The following is a 19,406-nucleotide window of genomic DNA, read 5'->3' on the forward strand; positions in this document are numbered from 1 at the left end:
CGCCGACAGCGCCCGTGCGCTGCAGGCGCCCCTGCCCGCCCTGGGCATTGCCTGGAGCGTCGGCCTGCGCACCGGAGATACCAGCCCCGGCGAACGCGCACGCCAGGGCCGACGCCTGCCCACGGCGCTGATCACCACCCCGGAAAGCCTGACCCTGTTGCTGGCCCGCGCCGATGCCGAAAGCGCGCTGGCGACCTTGCGCATGGTGGTGGTGGATGAATGGCACGAATTGCTTGGCAACAAGCGTGGCGTGCAGCTGCAACTGGCCCTGGCCCGCCTGCGCCAATGGCACCCGGAGCTGATCGTGTGGGGCGTTTCCGCGACCCTGGGCAACCAGGCTTATGCCGAACAGGTGCTGATCCCCCAGGGGCCGGCCCTCAGCGTGCAAGGCGACAACCGCAAGCCATTGCAGGTCGACACCCTGTTGCCGGCGGTCATCGAGCGCTTCCCCTGGGCCGGGCACATGGGCCTGCGCCTGCTGCCCCAGGTGGTGGCAGAAATCGACACCAGCCCCAGTTGCCTGGTGTTCACCAACACCCGCGCCCAGGCCGAGGTCTGGTATCAGGCGTTGCTGGAAGCACGGCCGGACTGGGCCGGGCTGATCGCCCTGCACCACAGCTCCCTGGCCCGGGAAACCCGCGATTGGGTCGAGCGCGCGCTCAAGGATGGGCAACTCAAGGCGGTGGTCTGCACCTCGAGCCTGGACCTGGGGGTGGACTTCCTGCCGGTGGAGCGGGTGCTGCAGATCGGTTCGGCCAAGGGCGTGGCGCGCCTGATACAGCGCGCCGGCCGCTCGGGCCATGCGCCGGGGCGCGCCTCGCGGGTGACCCTGGTGCCGACCCACAGCCTGGAACTGATCGAAGCCGCCGCCGCACAGGACGCCGTGGCCCAGCGCCGACTCGAGCCGCGCACCTCGCCGCACAAGCCGCTGGACGTGTTGGTGCAGCACGTGGTGAGCATGGCCCTGGGCGGCGGTTTCGAGCCGGCGCAACTGCTGCGGGAAGTGCGCAGCACCTGGGCCTACCGTGACCTCAGCGACGCTGAATGGGCCTGGGCCCTGGCCTTTGTGCGCCACGGCGGGCTGTCCCTGACCGCCTATCCCGATTACCGCCGGGTGGAGCCGGACGAACAGGGCATCTGGCGCGTGCCGGATGCACGCCTGGCCCGCCGCCATCGCATGAGCATCGGCACCATCGTCAGCGACGCCAGCCTGCAATTGAAGTTCTGGAGCAAGGGCGGTGGCGGCAAGACCCTGGGCAATGTCGAGGAAGGTTTTATCGCCCGCCTGCGCCCGGGAGATGGTTTTTTGTTCGCCGGCCGCCTGCTGGAACTGGTGCGGGTGGAAAACATGACCGCCTATGTACGTCGCAGCACCGCGAAAAAGGCCGCCGTACCACGCTGGAACGGCGGGCGCATGCCGCTCTCCGGGGAGCTGGCAGCCGCCATGATCCAGCGTTTTGGCGAAGCCGCCCAAGGCCAGTATCGCGGCCCGGAAATGCAGCGGGTGCAGCCCCTGCTAGAGCTGCAGCAACGCTGGTCGAGCCTGCCGACGCCGCAGACCCTGCTGGCCGAAACCCTGAAATCCCGCGAAGGCTGGCACCTGTTTCTTTACCCCTTCGCCGGCCGCCAGGTGCACCTGGGGCTGGCCAGCCTGCTGGCGTGGCGCATCAGCCAGCGCCAGGCCATCACCTTTTCCATCGCGGTCAACGACTACGGCCTGGAACTGCTCAGCGCCACGCCCATCGACTGGCATCACTCATTCAACGATGAGTTGTTAAGCCGTGAGCACCTGCTGCCCGATGTGCTGGCCAGCCTCAATGCCGGGGAGCTCGCCCAACGGCGCTTTCGCGAAGTGGCGCGCATTGCCGGCCTGGTGTTCGCCGGCTACCCCGGCGCGCCGAAAAGCACGCGTCAGGTGCAGGCATCCAGCAGCCTGTTCTTTGAAGTGTTCAAGCAATACGACGCCGGCAACCTGCTGCTGGCCCAGGCTGCCGAGGAAGTGCTGCGCGAAGAACTGGATGTGCAGCGCCTGGAGCAGACCCTGGCCCATATCAGCCAGTTGCGGCTCGACCTGCATGCCATCAAACGCGCGACGCCCCTGGCCTTTCCGTTGCTGGTGGAGCGTTTCAGGGAAAGCATGAGTTCGGAAAAACTCGCCGACCGTATCGCGCGGATGGTCAGCGATCTGGAAACCTCGGCTGACCGCGCAGGCCGATCATGAGCGCGCATTGCCCGGTCACCCTGGCTGGCGAAAGCCTGTGGTTGCTGGCGGAAAAAGCCATCTACTGGCCCGCCCAGCGTTGCCTGCTGATTGCCGATGCGCATTTCGGCAAGGCCGCCGCTTATCGCAGCCTGGGCCAGCCGGTGCCCCGGGGCACCACCGCGAGCAACCTGCGGGTGCTAGAAGGCCTACTGGCCAAGCTGGACTGCGAGCGGCTGATCTTTCTCGGCGACTTTCTGCACGGCCCGGGCTCCCAGGTCGAAGCCACCCTGGCGCCCTTGCGCGCCTGGCGTCAGCGGCATCCGGCATTGCGGGTGACCTTGATCCGCGGCAACCACGACCAGCGGTCTGGCGACCCGCCGGCCGACCTGGGTATCGAGGTGGTCGACGAACCGCTCAGCCTAGGGCCGTTCGCGCTGTGCCACGCCCCCGTCCCACGCCCCGGCCAGCATGTACTCGCCGGCCACGTGCACCCGGTTTATCGCTTGCAGGGCAAGGGCCGGCAAAGCCTGCGCCTGGCGTGTTTTCAACTGGGGCCTGAGGTCAGCCTGCTGCCGGCGTTCGGCGCCTTTACCGGCGGCCATCGCATAGCGCCGATGCCGGACAGCCGGATCTACGTGGTGGGTGAGCAACGGGTCTGGCCAGTCAGTTGAGCGTGCGACGCAGCGCCTGACTGGCCATCGACCGGCCTCAGGCCACAGGGACGGGAGGCGGTTCGTCCGGCAGGGTTGGTTCGCCGGGTTCGGTGGGCTGGTTGGGTTGCGGGGTATCGGGATCAGGCTGGCCAGGGATGCCGCCTGCCATGTTGGCCGGATGGGCCAGCAGAGACCAGGCCAGTACACCGACCTGATTGGGTTCAAGCCTCGCCAATTCGGCGCTTATTCGCGGATCGATCTTCATAGGACACTCCTGAGCTAAGCGCGGCCCGCCTTGCGCGAACCGGGGCAGTACACCCATAGAGTGCCTGCCGGCTCAGGAATTCCCACAGCTCGTCAGATCAATGCCTCAAGTACGCGGCAGGGTCACGCCACGCTGGCCCTGGTACTTGCCGCCACGGTCCTTATAGGACACTTCGCATTCTTCATCGGATTCCAGAAACAACATCTGTGCCACGCCTTCGTTGGCGTAGATCTTCGCCGGCAGCGTGGTGGTGTTGGAGAACTCCAGGGTCACGTGGCCTTCCCACTCGGGTTCCAGCGGGGTCACGTTGACGATGATCCCGCAGCGCGCGTAGGTGCTCTTGCCGAGGCAGATGGTCAGCACATTGCGCGGGATGCGGAAGTATTCGACGGTGCGCGCCAGGGCGAAGGAGTTCGGCGGGATGATGCAGACGTCGCTTTTGATATCGACGAAGCTCTTTTCATCGAAGTTCTTCGGGTCCACGGTGGCCGAATTGATGTTGGTGAACACCTTGAATTCATCGGCGCAACGCACGTCGTAGCCGTAGCTCGAGACACCGAAGGAAATCACCCGGTCGGCGCCTTCGCCACGCATCTGGCGCTCGACGAAGGGTTCGATCATCCCGTGTTCTTGCGCCATGCGGCGAATCCACTTGTCCGATTTGATGCTCATGGCGGGTGTCCTGAAATAGCGAGGTGGAAAAATTCTGTCCGGCATCTTACCGGGGCAGGTCGCCGGGTTCAAAGTCTCGGGCGTTTTTCTCGCTAATCCCCGCAATCCCTGGGGCTTGCAGGACTTGCCCGACACCGTCAGTCACGAAAACAGAGAAACCTTCGCAAAGACCATTGGCACGTTCCGGAAAAAGGGTTAAGGTGGCGCCACTGTGCTGCTTGTGTCACTGAGAATCTCTACACGATGTTGAATTTCGATCCAACCATCTCCAAGAATTTTTCCTGCTCTTTGCACTCAGTCTCGGCCAGGGCTTTTCCTGAGTCGCAGTTAACTTTGTCCAAGGAGATACACCATGTCTAATCGCCAAACCGGTACCGTTAAGTGGTTCAACGATGAAAAAGGCTTCGGCTTCATCACTCCACAATCCGGTGACGACCTGTTCGTACACTTCAAAGCAATCCAATCCGACGGCTTCAAAAGCCTGAAAGAAGGCCAACAGGTTTCTTTCATCGCTACCCGCGGTCAGAAAGGCATGCAAGCTGAAGAAGTTCAAGTTATCTAACTTGTACTGATCCAGTAAAAAGCCCCGCCCTCAAAAGCGGGGCTTTTTTGTGCCCGTCTGTTTTGTCTGCAGTGCTGCAACTCAAGACGGACCGAACCCTCAGGCCCGCCTTGAATCAGCGAACTACCAGGTGACGCCAAAGCCTGCGGTGTACCGAGTCTTGCTCAGGTCGCTGTCTTCGGTGCCACTGATCACATCTTTCTCAGCCTTGAGATTGAGGGAAGCCCAGTCGGTGACCTTGTACCGCAACCCCATCTCGGCATCCAACGCGTAATCCGCCACGCCCGACAACGGCCTGCCTACCTCGCCCGTGGTGAAGAACTCGACGCGCTTGCCGATCAGGAAGCGGTTGTAGTCCCACTTCATGGCCAGGGAATAGAAGTTGTCCTTGCCGCCATCGGAATATTCGTAATCGGTACGGTTGAGCAGCGAGCCCAGGGAGAATGCACCCAGCTCGTCATCCCAGAACTGGTAACCCGGACCGGTACCCACCACCCGCTGACGAGACAGGTCTTCAACCTTGTCGCGCTTGTAAGTCAGCCGCCCCTGCCAGAACCACTGGTCCGTGATAAAGCGATCCAGCGCGTACTCCGCCCGCCAGTTGTCCGTGGTCACCACGTCATCCTGGAACTCGCGGTTGTACTCGCCTTCGGCGGTGTGCCGCCATTTGCCATGACGGGCCGAGGTCTTGAAATCGACGTCGTAGTCGTCGGTATCCTTCTCCGCGCGCTGATAATCCAGGGCCACGTCGACATGCCCTTTCCAGATCAGATCCTCAACCACCGGCTTGGGCTTCACGATCTGCTGGATACTGGCCAGCTCGACCGTGCGCGGCGCCTCTCCATTGGCTAATACCACCTTGCCATCATCGGCAGGTTGCAGCGATTTGGCCTTCTCGCCGGTGTAGGCGTCCTGTTTGACCAGCAGCTCCTGATCGCTTTCCAGGGTCTTGACCTGTTTCCAGTCGATCGGGATCGCCCCGGCGTAGTCGGTCTGGATCAACAGCTTTCCGCCGTCGAACACCTTGATCTTGCCGCTTAACCGGTCACCGTTCTTCAACCAGACGGTGTCGGCCAGCAAGGGCGTGGAGGCGCTGAAGACAGCGAGGCACAGCAGGGTTCTTGGCAACATAAGCAAATACAGGGCTCGAGTTTGCGAAAAAAAGCGGCATTATCCCGTTGGATCAGGCCTTAGCTAGGACTGACCCAGGCATTTATAGTGAGTTCAATTCTCACTCTCTATTAAATGACTGCCCCGACCAACGACCGGCAGGCAGATCAGGAACCACAAACGTGACCGAACCGAGCGAAGCCGCTGAAAGCCCCGCGCAAATCCGACGCACGGCACTCTACCTGACCCTGGCCCAGGTGCCAGCCGGCAAGGTCGTGAGCTACGGCCAACTGGCGGACCTGGCCGGCCTGGGGCGAGCGGCGCGCTGGGTCGGACGCACCCTCAGTCAATTGCCGGCCGACACCCGCCTGCCCTGGCACCGGGTATTGGCCGCCGGCGGGCGTATCAGTTTGCCAGCAGGCAGCCCCTCGGGCGATGAACAGCGTGCACGCTTGCGCGACGAAGGTGTCGTTATCCTGAACAATCGGGTGGATATTCGGTGCCATGGCTGGCGCCCGGTAGAGCACAGCGGTTAGAGTGCGCGCTTTGTTTCCGCAACCTGAGGCAGACTCCAGCCCATGCCCCGTAAAACCTGGCGCGCCGCGCTCGCCGCCTATGCCAGCCCCTCGACGCTCGTGCTGTTGCTGCTTGGTTTCGCCGCCGGCTTGCCATACATGCTGGTGTTTTCGACCCTTTCCGTCTGGCTGCGTGAGGCCGGTGTGGCCCGCGAGACGATCGGCTATGCCAGCCTGATTGGCCTGGCCTATGCCTTCAAGTGGGTGTGGTCCCCCCTGCTCGATCAATGGCGCCTGCCGCTGCTGGGTAAACTGGGCCGCCGCCGCTCCTGGCTGGTGCTGTCCCAGACCCTGGTGATTCTCGGCCTGATCGGCATGGGCTTCTGCGACCCGCAAAAACATTTGTCCTGGCTGATCGCCATTGCCGTGGTCGTGGCCTTCGCCTCGGCCACCCAAGACATCGCAGTCGACGCCTATCGCCTGGAAATCGCCGATGACAGCCGCCAGGCCGCCCTGGCTGCCAGCTATATGTCCGGCTACCGAATTGCCGCGCTGCTGGCGACCGCCGGCGCGCTGTTCTTCGCCGAAGGTTTCGGTTCCACCGGCTTCAACTACAAGCACTCGGCCTGGACCGGCACCTACGTCCTGTTTGGCTTGCTGATGGTGCCGGCCCTGCTGACCACCCTATTCATGCGCGAGCCCCCGGTGCCGCTGCGCACTCAGCTGTCGGCCGGGCGCTACAGCTTTGTCCATCAACTGATGTCGGTGTTCGTGCTGATCGTGCTGCTGGTCTCGGTGCCGGCCATGTTCACCCAGCTGTACAACACCGACTTCGCCAGCGTGTTGTTTGGCGGCGCCAGCCCGCTTGACCTGCTGCTGGACGACCGCGCCTTCCTGCGGGCGATTCTTTACATCATCCTGACCACCCTGTGCCTGTCCACCATGGGCCGCCGTGGCCTGGCGCCGGTACTGACACCGGTCAACGACTTTATCCTGCGCTACCGCTGGCAGGCCTTCCTGCTGCTGGGCCTGATCGCCACCTACCGCATGTCCGACACCGTGATGGGCGTGATGGCCAACGTGTTCTACATCGACCAGGGCTTCACCAAGGACCAGATCGCCAGCGTGAGCAAGATTTTCGGGCTGATCATGACCCTGGTTGGCGCCGGCATGGGCGGCCTGCTGATCGTGCGCTTCGGCATTTTGCCGATCCTGTTCATCGGCGGCGTCGCCTCGGCGGGCACCAACCTGCTGTTCCTGATGCTGGCCGACATGGGCGCCAACCTGCAGATGCTGGTGGTGACCATCTCTCTGGACAATTTCAGCTCGGGCATGGCCACCTCGGCGTTCGTCGCCTACCTGTCGAGCCTGACCAACCTCAAGTTCTCCGCCACCCAGTACGCCCTGCTCAGCTCGATCATGCTGCTGTTGCCGCGCCTGATCGGCGGCTACTCCGGGGTCATGGTGGAGAAGTTCGGTTACCACGACTTCTTCCTGATCACCGCCCTGCTCGGCGTGCCGACCTTGATCCTGATCGCCCTGCACTGGTTCCAGGAAAGCCGCCGCTCCGGGCCCACTGCCACGCCGGAACCCGCCACGGCACCTGCCGCCGCCAGCGAAAATCCATAGCAAACCCCGGGGGTTGCGGGCTTTGGCCAGCCTCCCCCGACCGGCCCGGCCACACGCCTGTACGCCAGCGGATCTCGCCCGTACAATGCTCCGTCATTTCTCGTCATCAGCAACCGACAACGGCCAACCATGCGCACCAGTCAATTTTTGCTCGCCACACAGAAAGAAACGCCTTCCGACGCGGTCGTCATCAGCCACCAGCTGATGCTGCGCGCCGGCATGATCCGCAAACTCGCCTCGGGCCTGTACACCTGGCTGCCGATGGGCTTGCGAGTGATGCGCAAGGTCGAAGCCGTCGTTCGTGAAGAAATGAACGCCGCCGGCTCGCTTGAAGTGTTGATGCCGAGCACTCAGCCGGCTGAGCTGTGGCAGGAATCCGGGCGCTGGGAAGAGTACGGCCCCGAGCTGCTGCGCTTCAAGGATCGTCACGGCCGCGACTTCTGCGCCGGCCCGACCCATGAAGAAGTGATCACCGATCTGATGCGCAACGAGTTGAGCAGCTATAAGCAGCTGCCGATCAACCTGTACCAGATCCAGACCAAATTCCGCGATGAGATCCGCCCACGCTTCGGTTTGATGCGCGGCCGCGAATTCATCATGAAGGACGCCTACTCCTTCCACGCCGACCAGGCATCGCTGCAAGTCACCTATGACCGCATGCACCAGGCCTACTGCAACGTCTTCACCCGCCTGGGCCTGAAATTCCGCCCGGTTGAAGCCGACAACGGCTCCATCGGTGGCGCCGGCTCCCACGAGTTCCACGTACTGGCCGAATCCGGCGAAGACGACATCGTCTTCAGCAACGGTTCCGACTACGCGGCGAACATCGAGAAAGCCGAAGCCGTGCCACGGGAAACGTCCCGCCCCGCGCCAAGCGAAGAGCTGCGCCTGGTCGACACCCCGGAGACCAAGACCATCGCGGCCCTGGTGGACAAATTCAATCTGCCGATTGAAAAGACCATCAAGACCCTGATCGTGCACGCCGAAGAAGAAGGCAAGCTGATCGCCCTGGTGATCCGTGGCGACCACGAACTCAACGAAATCAAAGCCGCCCAGCAGCCAGGCGTGGCCAGCCCGCTGGTCATGGCCTCGGACGCCGAACTGCGTGACGCCATCGGCGCCGGCGCCGGTTCCCTGGGCCCGCTGAACCTGCCACTGCCGATCATCATCGACCGCTCGGTCGAGCTGATGAGCGACTTCGGCATCGGCGCCAACATCGACGACAAGCACTACTTTGGCGTCAACTGGGAACGCGACCTGCCGGTTCCGACCGTTGCCGACCTGCGCAACGTGGTGGCCGGCGATCCGAGCCCGGATGGCAAGGGCACCCTGGAAATCAAGCGCGGCATCGAAGTCGGGCACATCTTCCAGCTGGGCAACAAGTACAGCAAGGCGATGAAGTGCGAAGTGCTGGGCGATAACGGCAAGCCGGTAACCCTGGAAATGGGCTGCTACGGCATTGGCGTCTCCCGCGTGGTAGCCGCTGCCATCGAGCAGAACAACGACGCCAACGGCATCATCTGGAGCGACGGCCTGGCCCCGTTCCAGATCGCCCTGGTGCCACTGCGCTACGAAACCGAACAGGTGCGTGAAGCCACCGACAAGCTGTACGCGGAACTGACCGCTGCCGGCTTCGAAGTGCTGCTGGACGACCGCGACAAGAAAACCAGCCCGGGCATCAAGTTCGCGGACATGGAGCTGATCGGCATTCCGCACCGGATCGTGGTCAGTGACCGCGGCCTCGCCGAAGGCAACCTGGAATACAAGAGCCGCACCGAAGCCGAGGCACAAGCGTTGCCGGTGGCTGACGTACTGTCCTTCCTCCAAGCCCTTATCCGTCGCTGAAACCAGATCAAGAGAAGTCATGTTCAAGCGAAACACCTTAAGCCTCGGTGGTGCCGCCCTGTGCGGCACCCTGTTGCTCAGCGGCTGTGCCAATCAGATGTCACAACGCAGCGAGCACGAGGAGCGGGTCGAGCGTAAATTGCTCGATCACAGCCTGCAGATCGATGTCGGTGAGCCTAAGGTGCTTGAGCTGCCGCAACGCCGGGTTCGTATCCACGAGCAGAAGACCTTCGAAGTCACCGAATTCGAGGTCACCCGCCGCTATGATCGCTACACGCCCTACCAGCCCTGGCGCGAACTCTACGAGATCCCGGCAGGCCTGGTGGCGATCGTCGCCGGCGTCGGCGCCAATGTGGTCAACGTCTTCGCCCTGGGCAACCTGCCGGACAGCGTCACCAAGGACTGGATCAGCTACGGCGTAGCCGGGATCAACCCGTTCATGAACGTGCAGTCTCACGGTCGCGCGCAGCAGAACCTGGCGGGCATCGATGAAGTCCAGCGCGACAAGCGCGTGGAGTATTCGAGCCTGCCATGGAGCGAGCGTCCGGTGCAGGTCACGGCCGGCAAGCTGACCCACGATCTGAGCACTGACCGTAACGGCGTGTTGCGCCTGAACCTGCTGGACAGCCCGTTCTCCGAACAGGATCTGAACCACATCGGCAAGCTGCTGATCCGTGTCGAAGATGCCCAGGATGACGTGCACACCGACTCCTCCCTGGCCATCAGCGGCAACCTGCGCAACAAATTGCTCGAAGCGCACACGCTGATCTACGACGACCTGGAAGACGACGAAGTGAGCCAGTGGGTACACCGGGTCAAGCGTCTGTCGGAACTGGGCCTGGAAGAAGAAGCCAGCGAGCTGGAACAAAGCCTGATCGAACTGACCCGCAACGACCCGGAACTGCAAAGCGAATTTCTCAAGTCGCTGACCAAGAACGCCGGCCGCCTGGTCGCCGACCCTGGCGCCAACTGATCCCCTGCTCAACCGATCGCCGACTTACCGGTGATCGGCTTGCCCGCCTTCAGCGATTGAACAACTCCAACTGTTCATGCCCGCCGCGCAAATCCTGCAATCGCACGCCAATCCCCAGCAAACGCACCGGCTTGCCGCCGCGCTTGAACGCCTGGGTCAGCAACTGTTGATAACTTTCCAGATCCCTGCCGGCCCCCGCCTGCTCCAGCGTGGTTTGGGTGAAGTCGTGAAACTTCACTTTGACGAACGGCTTGCCCGGTCGATAGCTGCTGTCGATCCGTTCGATGCGCCCGGCCAGGGTCGCCATCAGCTCGGGCAGTTTGTCCAGGCAGGCCTCCAGATCCGGTAGATCGACGTCGTAGGTATTTTCGACACTGATCGATTGCCGGCGGCTGTCGTTCTGCACCGGGCGCTCATCGATGCCCCGCGCCAGCCCCCACAGGCGCTCGCCAAAACTGCCGAACTCGCGCACCAGCGCCAGCTTGGTCCAGTCGCGCAATTCCTCGCAGTTGACGATACCGAGCCGACCCAGCTTGTCGGCGGTGACCTTGCCCACACCGTGCAACTTGTTGACCGGCAGCGCCGAGACAAAATCCTCGACCAGGTCCGGGGTGATCACAAACAAGCCGTTGGGCTTCTTCCAGTCACTGGCGATCTTGGCCAGGAACTTGTTCGGCGCGACCCCGGCCGAGACCGTGATGTGCAACTGATTGGACACCCGGCGCCGAATATCCTGAGCGATGCGCGTGGCACTGCCGGCGAAGCTCTGGCTGTCGGAAACATCGAGATAGGCCTCATCCAGCGACAGAGGCTCGATCAGGTCGGTGTAATCGCGAAAGATCGCCTGGATTTCCTTCGACGCCTCGCGGTAGGCGTCCATCCGCGGTTTGACGATGGTCAGGTCCGGGCACAGGGTCAGGGCGTGCCGCGAAGACATGGCCGAACGCACTCCATAGGCCCGCGCCTCGTAGTTGCAGGTGGCTATCACCCCCCGCCGCTCCGCCGAGCCGCCCACCGCCAGCGGCTTGCTGGCAAGCGTCGGGTCATCGCGCATTTCGATGGCGGCGTAGAAGCAATCACAGTCGATATGGATGATTTTGCGCTGCGTCATATAAAGGCAGAGTTCACGGACAGAGGTAACAATAAACCGGGCCGGCAGTATCTCACTGACACCTGTATATAGCACCAGTGCTTTGATTCCTCTGATATGAATGTAGGAAAAATCCGCGATGAATTTATTTCTTCAATCGTTCCTCCCCCTTCAATAGAGCTGAAAGCCCCGTGCGACAGGCCTCGCAGCCCCTTGCAAGGCCCCGCCAGAGGCGCTAAGCGATTGAAGGAGAAGAGGTTTTCTTGAATTAGCATTTGACAGCCAGGCATTCCTCTGTAGAATGCCGACACACAGACGCGGGATGGAGCAGTCTGGTAGCTCGTCGGGCTCATAACCCGAAGGTCGTCGGTTCAAATCCGGCTCCCGCAACCAAACATCAAAAAAGGCTACTCGAAAGAGTGGCCTTTTTTGTGTCCGCAGGTTTTACCCCCTTCCCGGCTCAGCCCGTCCGATGCAAAAGCAAAACCCCTTGCTGGACCATGACTTACCCGCCCTGATAACCGTTCACCGCTTATTTGACCCGTTTCTGCATTAACGGTTGACACTCAAGCGTTCGCCTGTAGAATGCCGCCACACAGACGCGGGATGGAGCAGTCTGGTAGCTCGTCGGGCTCATAACCCGAAGGTCGTCGGTTCAAATCCGGCTCCCGCAACCAAACATCAAACAAGGCTGCTCGAAAGAGTGGCCTTTTTTGTATCTGTCGAAAAAGTTCTTTCGCAACAATGATCTGGCAATGTATGGCGATGCGTCAGCCAGCGCCCCCGACTCCTCTTATGCAGACTATGCTCAGTCGCAAACGACACCCTTTTGACACGCAAGGGTGCACAGTCGTCGACCATGGCAAGACGCGTTAATATTTGAAATTATTTTTTCTACAGGGATTGGTAACTTGGCTGGATACCTCCATCCTGTCGCGCACAATCCAAGAGGTGATTGATGCGCGCCAACTCGTCTGATTCACAAGACACCGATACCGTTACAGCGACCCAACCGATCACAGTCACTCGTTTGCGCTGGCTGGACCTGTTGAGCAAATACCGCCAGCCCATCGGCCTGGCCGTGACCCTGCTGCTGTTCGCCATTGCCCTGATCGCCTGTCGCCACCTGCTGAGCGAGCTCGACCTCTACGCCCTGCATGACTCGATTCTGGAAGTGCCGAAACCAGCGCTGCTCGGCGCCTTGGGCGCAACCATTGTCGGTTTCATCATCCTGCTGGGGTATGAATGGTCCGCCAGCCGTTATGCCGGCGTCGACCTGCCGGCGCGGACCCTGGCCCTGGGCGGCTTCACCGCCTTTGCCATTGGCAATGCCATCGGGCTATCGCTGCTGTCCGGCGGTTCGGTGCGCTACCGGCTCTATGCCCGGCACGGCGTGGGCGCCTCAGATGTAGCCCATATGACCCTGTTCGCCAGCCTGTCCCTGGGCTGCGCGCTGCCGCCGCTGGCTGCATTGGCCACCCTGAGCAACCTGCCGGCGGCCTCCGTGGCCCTGCGTCTGCCGCAAAGCCTGCTGGGCGGGATCGCCCTGGCGGTCCTGCTGCTGGGCGCCGTGCTGTGCATCGGCATCTACCGTCGGCGCCTGCCGGAACAACCGCTGCGCGACAACCTGCTGGTCAAGGCCGGGCGTCGTACCCTGCGCCTGCCGGGCCGACGCCTGACCCTGCTGCAATTGCTGATCACCGCGCTCGACGTCGCCGCCGCCGCCACCGTGCTCTATCTGCTGCTGCCCGAGGCACCGCCCTTTGGTGCGTTCCTGCTGGTGTACCTGCTGGCCCTGGCCGCCGGCGTGCTCAGCCATGTACCCGGCGGTGTCGGGGTGTTCGAGGCGATCCTGCTGGCCGCCTTCGCCGACCAACTGGGTGCCGCGCCCCTGGCCGCCGCCCTGCTGCTGTACCGGCTGATCTATGTGGTGCTGCCGATGCTGGTGGCGTGCATTCTGCTGCTGATCAATGAAGCGCAACGGCTGTTTCAGTCTCGCCAATCGCTGCGGGTCGCCTCGGGTCTGGCCGCGCCGATCCTGGCGGTACTGGTATTCCTGTCCGGGGTGGTGCTGCTGTTTTCCGGGGCCACGCCGGAGATCGACACCCGCCTGCAACACATCGGCTTTCTGATTCCCCATCGCCTGGTGGATGCCTCGCACTTTGGCGCCAGCCTGATCGGCGTGCTCTGCCTGCTCTTGGCCCAGGGCCTGCGCCGCCGCCTGTCGGCAGCCTGGATGCTGACCACCATTTTGCTGCTGGTGGGCGCCCTGCTCTCGCTGCTCAAGGGCTTCGACTGGGAAGAAGCCTGCCTGATGACCCTGACCGCCAGCCTGCTGGCGGTGTTCCGTCGCTCGTTCTATCGCCCGAGCCGCCTCACCGAGCTGCCGTTCTCGCCGCTGTACCTGGTGGCCAGCGTCTGCGTCTTGGGGGCGTCGATCTGGCTGCTGCTGTTCGCCTATCAGGACGTGCCCTACAGCCATCAGCTGTGGTGGCAGTTCACCCTGGACGCCGATGCACCGCGCGGCCTGCGCTCGCTGCTGGGTGCCGCGGTGTTGCTGGTGGTGGTCTCGCTGACCTGGCTGCTGCGCACCGCGCGCCCGGTCATCCACCTGCCCACCCCCGAAGAGCTGGATAAAGCCGCCAAGATCCTCATGGCCTCCTCCCAGCCCGATGGCGGCCTGGCCCTGACCGGTGACAAGGCGCTGCTGTTCCACCCCAACGATGACGCCTTCCTGATGTACGCCCGTCGCGGGCGCAGCCTGGTGGCCCTGTACGACCCGATCGGGCCGACCCAGCAACGGGCCGAGATGATCTGGCAGTTCCGTGACCTGTGCGATATCCACCATGCGCGCCCGGTGTTCTACCAGGTGCGTGCGGAGAACCTGCCGTACTACATGGACATCGGCCTGACCGCGATCAAGCTCGGCGAAGAAGCCCGAGTCGATCTCAAGCGCTTTGATCTCGAAGCCAAGGGCAAAGAGATGAAGGACCTGCGCTACACCTGGAACCGTGGCACCCGCGATGGCCTGTCGCTGGAGATCCACGAACCGGGTCTTGCGCCCATGGACGAGCTGAAAGTCATCTCCGACGCCTGGCTGACTGGCAAGAACGTGCGCGAGAAAGGCTTCTCCCTCGGCCGTTTCAGCGATGAGTACCTCAAGCACTTTCGCATCGCCATCATCCGCTTTGAAGGGCGCCCGGTGGCCTTTGCCAACCTGCTCGAGACCTACGGCCATGACCTGGCCAGCCTCGACCTGATGCGCGCCCACCCCGACGCGCCCAAGCTGACCATGGAATTCATGATGGTCGGCTTGATCCAGCATTATAAAAACCATGGCTACGCCCGTTTCAGCCTGGGGATGGTGCCGTTGTCAGGCCTGCAACCGCGTCGCGGCGCACCGCTGACCCAACGCCTGGGTTCGATGGTGTTCCGCCGCGGCGAGCAGCTGTATAACTTCCAGGGCTTGCGCCGCTTCAAAGACAAATTCCAGCCTGACTGGGAACCCCGTTACATGGCCGTGCCCGCCGGACTCGATCCGCTGGTTGCCCTGGCCGATACCGCCGCCCTGATCGCGGGCGGCTTGACTGGATTGGTGAAACGCTAATGATTCAACGCTCTTGGCGGTATGTACTGGCCACCCTGGTGGTGCTGGCCCTGATAGCGGGCGGTGGTTACTGGTTCTGGAATCGTCCAGCCCCCGAGCCGACCCTGGAACACCTGAGCCAAGCCGATGGCTCGACCCTGACCCGCGTCATCCCCGGCACCACGCCCAAGGCCCAGGTGGCCGTGGCGGTCCTGGCCGACGCGACCCTGAGCGACAACCAGCTGCTGGCCCTGAGCCGGGGCGGTGCCGCGCAGATCGTGCAAGTGATCGTGCCCAAGGACGATTGCAAGGCCCAGGAACACGCCCTGCAAAACGCCCTCGGCCAACTCAACGGCCCGGCCACCCTGGTCAGCGGCATCGGCCCGGGTGCAGCCCTGGCCTGGCGCTGGGTAGCGGCCCAGAACAATGACAAGGCCCAGGCCGTGTCGGTGGGCTTCACCATCAACGAGCCAGGCTGCAGCGACCCGCTGCCGAAAACCCTGGCCCACGGCCATTGGCTGGTGGCCTGGAACGACAACCCGGACGACGAAAGTGCCGGTTTCGTACGCGACACGCCGAACGCCACCACCAGCATCAGCGACTACGACATTCACCTGCCCCAGGTGCTGAACAACGAACTGCGCAAACTGCTGGTGGGCTCGGAAAACGGCGGCCTGAACATTCCGGTGGTGGAAGTCCCGGCCGGCCAGGCCAAGGACACCGTGACCCTGTTCCTCTCCGGTGACGGCGGCTGGCGCGATCTGGACCGCGATGTCGCCGGAGAAATGGCCAAGATCGGCTTCCCGGTCGTGGGCATCGACACCCTGCGCTACTACTGGCAGCACAAGACCCCGGAACAAAGCGCCACCGACCTCACCGAGCTGATGCAGCACTACCGGCAAAAATGGGGCACCAAGCGCTTTGTGCTGACCGGTTACTCGTTCGGTGCCGACGTCTTGCCGGCCATCTACAACCGCCTGCCGGAAGCCGAGCAACAGCGAGTGGACGCCATTATCCTGCTGGCCTTCGCCCGCACCGGCAGCTTCGAGATCGAAGTCGACGGCTGGCTCGGCAACGCCGGCAAGGAAGCCGCCACCGGCCCGGAAATGGCCAAGCTGCCCGCCGCCAAAGTGGTGTGCATCTACGGTGCCGAAGAAGTCGACGAAAGCGGCTGCACCGACAAGACCGCGGTGGGCGAAGCCATGAAACTGCCCGGCGGCCACCACTTCGACGAGAACTACCCAGCCCTGGCCAAGCGCCTGGTGGATGCCATCGAGAAGCGCCAGAGCAAAGCCGAGGAGTGATCCTGACGCTGCGCAAACAGCCTCCGCCGCCTTAGGGTTGCGGGGGCTTTTTTACGCCTGCTGCGGCCGGGAACCGAGGGTCGACAGCAACATGCCGTACCGTTTGGCGGCGCAATACTGGATGACTACCGATGACCTCGTAGGCAAACTCCGAGAGTTGTGTAAGGGGTGCGTTTTGGGCACTTTGCCGCCTTGTTGGCCTGCGCTTCGACGGGCCAGGCTCCGGGTGTCGCTGACCCTTCAGTGACCGGGCTTGGAAACCCGAAGAGTCTGGGCAACTAGCACCCCATAGTGATTGCAGGCGAATTTAGCACCTGCAATCCATCTGTTATGGCGGCTGTGCGTGGGAGACCTTCGGGTCTGCCGGTTTCCTGGATTCCCGGTTTTCCAACCTGCGTACAGCTGCCACCCATTCGCTTGGAAACGAACGTGGTAGCTCCTCAAATTCAGGAGTTGGACCATGAACAATGCGAACCTGCCTCAACTGTCAGATCTGAAAACTATCGGCTTAAGCACTTTCCTTTACTGCTCGGAACGCCCGCTGTTCCAGGTCAGCCCCGGCCTGCCCATTGGCGACGCCCTGGCCCAAGCCTCCGACCTGCTGTCCCTGGCCAAAGCCTTTGCCGAGGACGCCGCCTATAACAAGGACAGCGACCGCCACGCCTGGGCAGCGCACTACCTGACCGCCATGGGTAAGGCGGTGGTGGACGATGTGGTGCAGGCGCTAGCCGCGTAAAGACCAAGGGCGATCTCGGGGCCGGTGGGCTCCGGGAGAAACCGCTCAGTCATCAGCCTGGATGTCGATGGCCAGTCCGTCATCGCGGGCAAGCCCGCTCCTACAGAACCGTAAAAACAAAAAAGCCCCCGCTGCCGCAAGGCAACGGGGGCTTTTGGCAGCCGGGTTAAATCTCGACCTGGGTGCCCAGTTCGATCACCCGGTTCACCGGCAGCTTGAAGAAGCGCAGGTTGCCGTTGGCGTTTTTCAACATAAAGGCGAACAGCGCTTCGCGCCAGCGGGCCATGCCTTCGAGCTTGGAGGCGATCACCGTCTCGCGGCTGAGGAAGTAAGTGGTGCGCATCGGGCTGAAGTCCAGGTCGTCCAGATGGCACAGCTTCAAGGCTTCCGGCACGTCCGGCTCGTCGGTGAAACCAAAGTGCAGGATTACCCGGAAGAAGCCTTCGCCATAAGAGTCGACCTCGAAGCGCCGCTGCGCCGGCACCCGCGGAATATCCTCATAAACCACCGTCAGCAACACCACTTGCTCGTGCAGCACCTGGTTATGCAGCAAATTGTGCAGCAAGGCGTGGGGCACGGCGTCCGGGCGCGCAGTGAGGAACACCGCCGTGCCCTGGACCCGGTGCGGTGGCTGCACGCGGATGCTGCCTATAAAGATCGGCAGCGGCAGGCCGCCTTCGTCCAGACGGTCCACCAACAGCTCCTTGCCGCGCTTCCAGGTGGTCATCATGATGAACAGCACAATCCCCGCCAGTACCGGAAAGGCACCGCCCTGAAGGATTTTGGGCACGTTGGCGGCAAAGAACAGCCCGTCCACCAGCAAGAACCCCACCAGCACCGGCACGGCCAGTACCGGCGGCCATTTCCACAGCAGCAGCATCACCGCCGACACCAGGATGCTGGTAATCAGCATGGTCCCGGTCACCGCCACGCCGTAGGCCGAAGCCAGGGCCCCGGAAGACTCGAAACCGAGCACCAGCAGGATCACCCCGACCATCAGCGCCCAGTTCACCGCGCCGATGTAGATCTGCCCCTGCTCGGCGCTGGAGGTGTGCTGAATGTACATGCGGGGGATGTAACCCAACTGGATGGCCTGACGAGTCAGGGAGAACGCCCCGGAAATTACCGCCTGCGACGCGATGACCGTGGCCAGGGTAGAGAGCACCACCAGCGGAATCAGGGCCCAGCTCGGCGCCAGCAGGTAGAACGGGTTACGTGCAGCCTCCGGGTTCTCCAGCAGCAGCGCGCCCTGGCCGAAGTAGTTCAGCACCAGGGCTGGCAGCACCAGGGCGAACCAGGCACGGGCGATGGGCTTGCGCCCGAAATGGCCCATGTCGGCATACAGGGCTTCGGCACCGGTCAATGCCAGCACCACCGCGCCGAGAATTGCCACGCCCATGCCCGGATGGACGATGAAGAAACGCACACCCCACACCGGGTTCAGCGCCTGTAGCACTTCCGGGTGTTGCAGGATGCCGTTGATCCCCAAGCCGCCCAGGACCAGGAACCACGCCACCATCACCGGGCCAAACAGTTTGCCGATGCGGTCGGTGCCGTGTTTCTGGATCAGAAACAGCGCCACCAGCACCACCAGCGCCAAGGGCACGACCCAGCGCTCCAGGCCACTGAACGCCAGCTCAAGACCTTCCACCGCCGACAGTACCGAGATCGCCGGGGTGATCATGCTGTCGCCATAGAACAGCGCGGCGCCGATCAGTCCGAGGATCACCAGCACCGAACGCAAGCGTGGATAGGACCCCGCTGCACGCCGCGCCAGCGCGGTCAGGGCCATGATCCCGCCCTCGCCCTGGTTATCGGCCCGCAGGATGAACAGCACGTACTTGATCGAGACGACCCAGATCAACGACCAGAAAATCAACGCCAGGATGCCAAACACGCCATCGTGATTGACCTGAACCCCGTAGCTGCCGGAAAACACCTCTTTGAGGGTGTAGAGCGGACTGGTACCGATATCGCCGTACACCACCCCGACCGCCGCCACCAGCATCCCCAGAGGCTTGGCCCCGGAATGCTCGCCGCCCACCGCCTGACTACTTGCCTGACCCATCTACCACCACTCCTACTACCCAGACCGGGGCTTTATATGAAAAGCCTGGCAACAAGAACACGCCAAGCCTTAAAACCTGCGCAGCATGCGCTGTTTTACCTGTTGTTACAGACGAACGGTTGACTGCGTCATTTCACTAGCAAGCAACGGCGCGAAGCATAGCGCAGCACTCGTCGTATTTCCCTGCATAAAGCT

At 62.7% G+C, this 19,406-nt stretch carries 15 protein-coding genes and 2 tRNA genes; 12 read left to right on the top strand and 5 right to left on the bottom strand.

Translation table 11 applies throughout. The features are described 5' to 3' along the window. The coding region (locus CF161_RS10340) for a ligase-associated DNA damage response DEXH box helicase (protein ID WP_020296525.1) at window positions 1-2,221 on the top strand (2,221 nt) is incomplete at its 5' end. Further along, window positions 2,218-2,874, top strand: a complete 657-nt coding sequence (pdeM, locus tag CF161_RS10345; RefSeq protein WP_020296526.1) for a ligase-associated DNA damage response endonuclease PdeM — start codon at window positions 2,218-2,220, stop codon at window positions 2,872-2,874. The genes CF161_RS10340 and pdeM, both read left to right, overlap by 4 nt. Window positions 2,875-2,911: 37 nt before the next feature. On the opposite strand, the gene CF161_RS10350 is transcribed toward pdeM, so the two are convergent. Together CF161_RS10350 and dcd are read right to left on the bottom strand one after the other, a co-directional pair. Next, on the bottom strand, window positions 2,912-3,121 hold the full coding sequence (locus CF161_RS10350) for a hypothetical protein (protein ID WP_020296527.1): 210 nt from the start codon (window positions 3,119-3,121) through the stop codon (window positions 2,912-2,914). 105 nt (window positions 3,122-3,226) lie between these two features. After that, window positions 3,227-3,793 carry a dCTP deaminase gene (gene dcd / locus CF161_RS10355; protein WP_017129950.1) on the bottom strand — a complete coding sequence of 189 codons (567 nt, stop codon included), beginning with the start codon at window positions 3,791-3,793 and terminating at the stop codon, window positions 3,227-3,229. 352 nt (window positions 3,794-4,145) lie between these two features. On the opposite strand from dcd, the gene CF161_RS10360 reads away from it, so the two are divergent. After that, a complete protein-coding gene (locus CF161_RS10360; RefSeq protein ID WP_002554837.1) occupies window positions 4,146-4,355 on the top strand; it encodes a cold-shock protein in 210 nt (69 codons plus the stop codon). Between the two features lie 123 nt (window positions 4,356-4,478). On the opposite strand, the gene CF161_RS10365 is transcribed toward CF161_RS10360, so the two are convergent. Continuing rightward, a complete protein-coding gene (locus CF161_RS10365) occupies window positions 4,479-5,486 on the bottom strand; it encodes a DUF481 domain-containing protein (RefSeq protein WP_020296528.1) in 1,008 nt (335 codons plus the stop codon). Between the two features lie 161 nt (window positions 5,487-5,647). Between CF161_RS10365 and CF161_RS10370 the strand changes: the two genes are divergently transcribed. The 4 genes from CF161_RS10370 (at window position 5,648) to CF161_RS10385 (ending at window position 10,427) form a co-directional block, all read left to right on the top strand. Continuing rightward, a complete protein-coding gene (locus CF161_RS10370; protein ID WP_020296529.1) occupies window positions 5,648-6,001 on the top strand; it encodes an MGMT family protein in 354 nt (117 codons plus the stop codon). Window positions 6,002-6,043: 42 nt separating this feature from the next. After that, window positions 6,044-7,609 carry an AmpG family muropeptide MFS transporter gene (locus tag CF161_RS10375; RefSeq protein WP_020296530.1) on the top strand — a complete coding sequence of 522 codons (1,566 nt, stop codon included), beginning with the start codon at window positions 6,044-6,046 and terminating at the stop codon, window positions 7,607-7,609. Window positions 7,610-7,738: 129 nt separating this feature from the next. Beyond that, entirely contained in the window at window positions 7,739-9,454 is a 1,716-nt protein-coding gene (locus tag CF161_RS10380) for a proline--tRNA ligase (RefSeq protein ID WP_020296531.1), read from the top strand. Window positions 9,455-9,473: 19 nt separating this feature from the next. Next, a complete protein-coding gene (locus CF161_RS10385; RefSeq protein WP_020296532.1) occupies window positions 9,474-10,427 on the top strand; it encodes a hypothetical protein in 954 nt (317 codons plus the stop codon). A gap of 49 nt (window positions 10,428-10,476) precedes the next feature. On the opposite strand, the gene dinB is transcribed toward CF161_RS10385, so the two are convergent. Continuing rightward, the gene (gene dinB, locus CF161_RS10390; protein ID WP_020296533.1) at window positions 10,477-11,538 is read right to left on the bottom strand and encodes a DNA polymerase IV; all 1,062 of its coding nucleotides are present in this window, start codon (window positions 11,536-11,538) and stop codon (window positions 10,477-10,479) included. A gap of 295 nt (window positions 11,539-11,833) precedes the next feature. Here dinB and CF161_RS10395 point away from each other — a divergent pair. From CF161_RS10395 to CF161_RS10415, 5 genes are all read left to right on the top strand, one after another. Then, window positions 11,834-11,910, top strand: a tRNA-Met gene (locus tag CF161_RS10395). Window positions 11,911-12,117: 207 nt separating this feature from the next. Continuing rightward, window positions 12,118-12,194, top strand: a tRNA-Met gene (locus CF161_RS10400). A 281-nt stretch (window positions 12,195-12,475) separates the two neighbouring features. Next, entirely contained in the window at window positions 12,476-15,124 is a 2,649-nt protein-coding gene (gene mprF / locus CF161_RS10405; RefSeq protein ID WP_020296534.1) for a bifunctional lysylphosphatidylglycerol flippase/synthetase MprF, read from the top strand. Beyond that, complete coding sequence (locus CF161_RS10410) at window positions 15,124-16,407, top strand: virulence factor family protein (protein WP_020296535.1); 1,284 nt, start codon at window positions 15,124-15,126, stop codon at window positions 16,405-16,407. Before mprF ends, CF161_RS10410 begins: the two co-directional genes overlap by 1 nt. 460 nt (window positions 16,408-16,867) lie before the next feature. After that, window positions 16,868-17,143 (top strand): DUF3077 domain-containing protein, encoded by a 276-nt coding sequence (locus CF161_RS10415; protein ID WP_020296536.1) that lies wholly within the window; start codon window positions 16,868-16,870, stop codon window positions 17,141-17,143. A 166-nt stretch (window positions 17,144-17,309) separates the two neighbouring features. On the opposite strand, the gene CF161_RS10420 is transcribed toward CF161_RS10415, so the two are convergent. Beyond that, complete coding sequence (locus CF161_RS10420) at window positions 17,310-19,151, bottom strand: potassium transporter Kup (protein WP_371106521.1); 1,842 nt, start codon at window positions 19,149-19,151, stop codon at window positions 17,310-17,312. Window positions 19,152-19,406: the final 255 nt, after the last annotated feature.

Source organism: Pseudomonas sp. CF161 (assembly GCF_000416215.1).
GTDB lineage: Bacteria > Pseudomonadota > Gammaproteobacteria > Pseudomonadales > Pseudomonadaceae > Aquipseudomonas.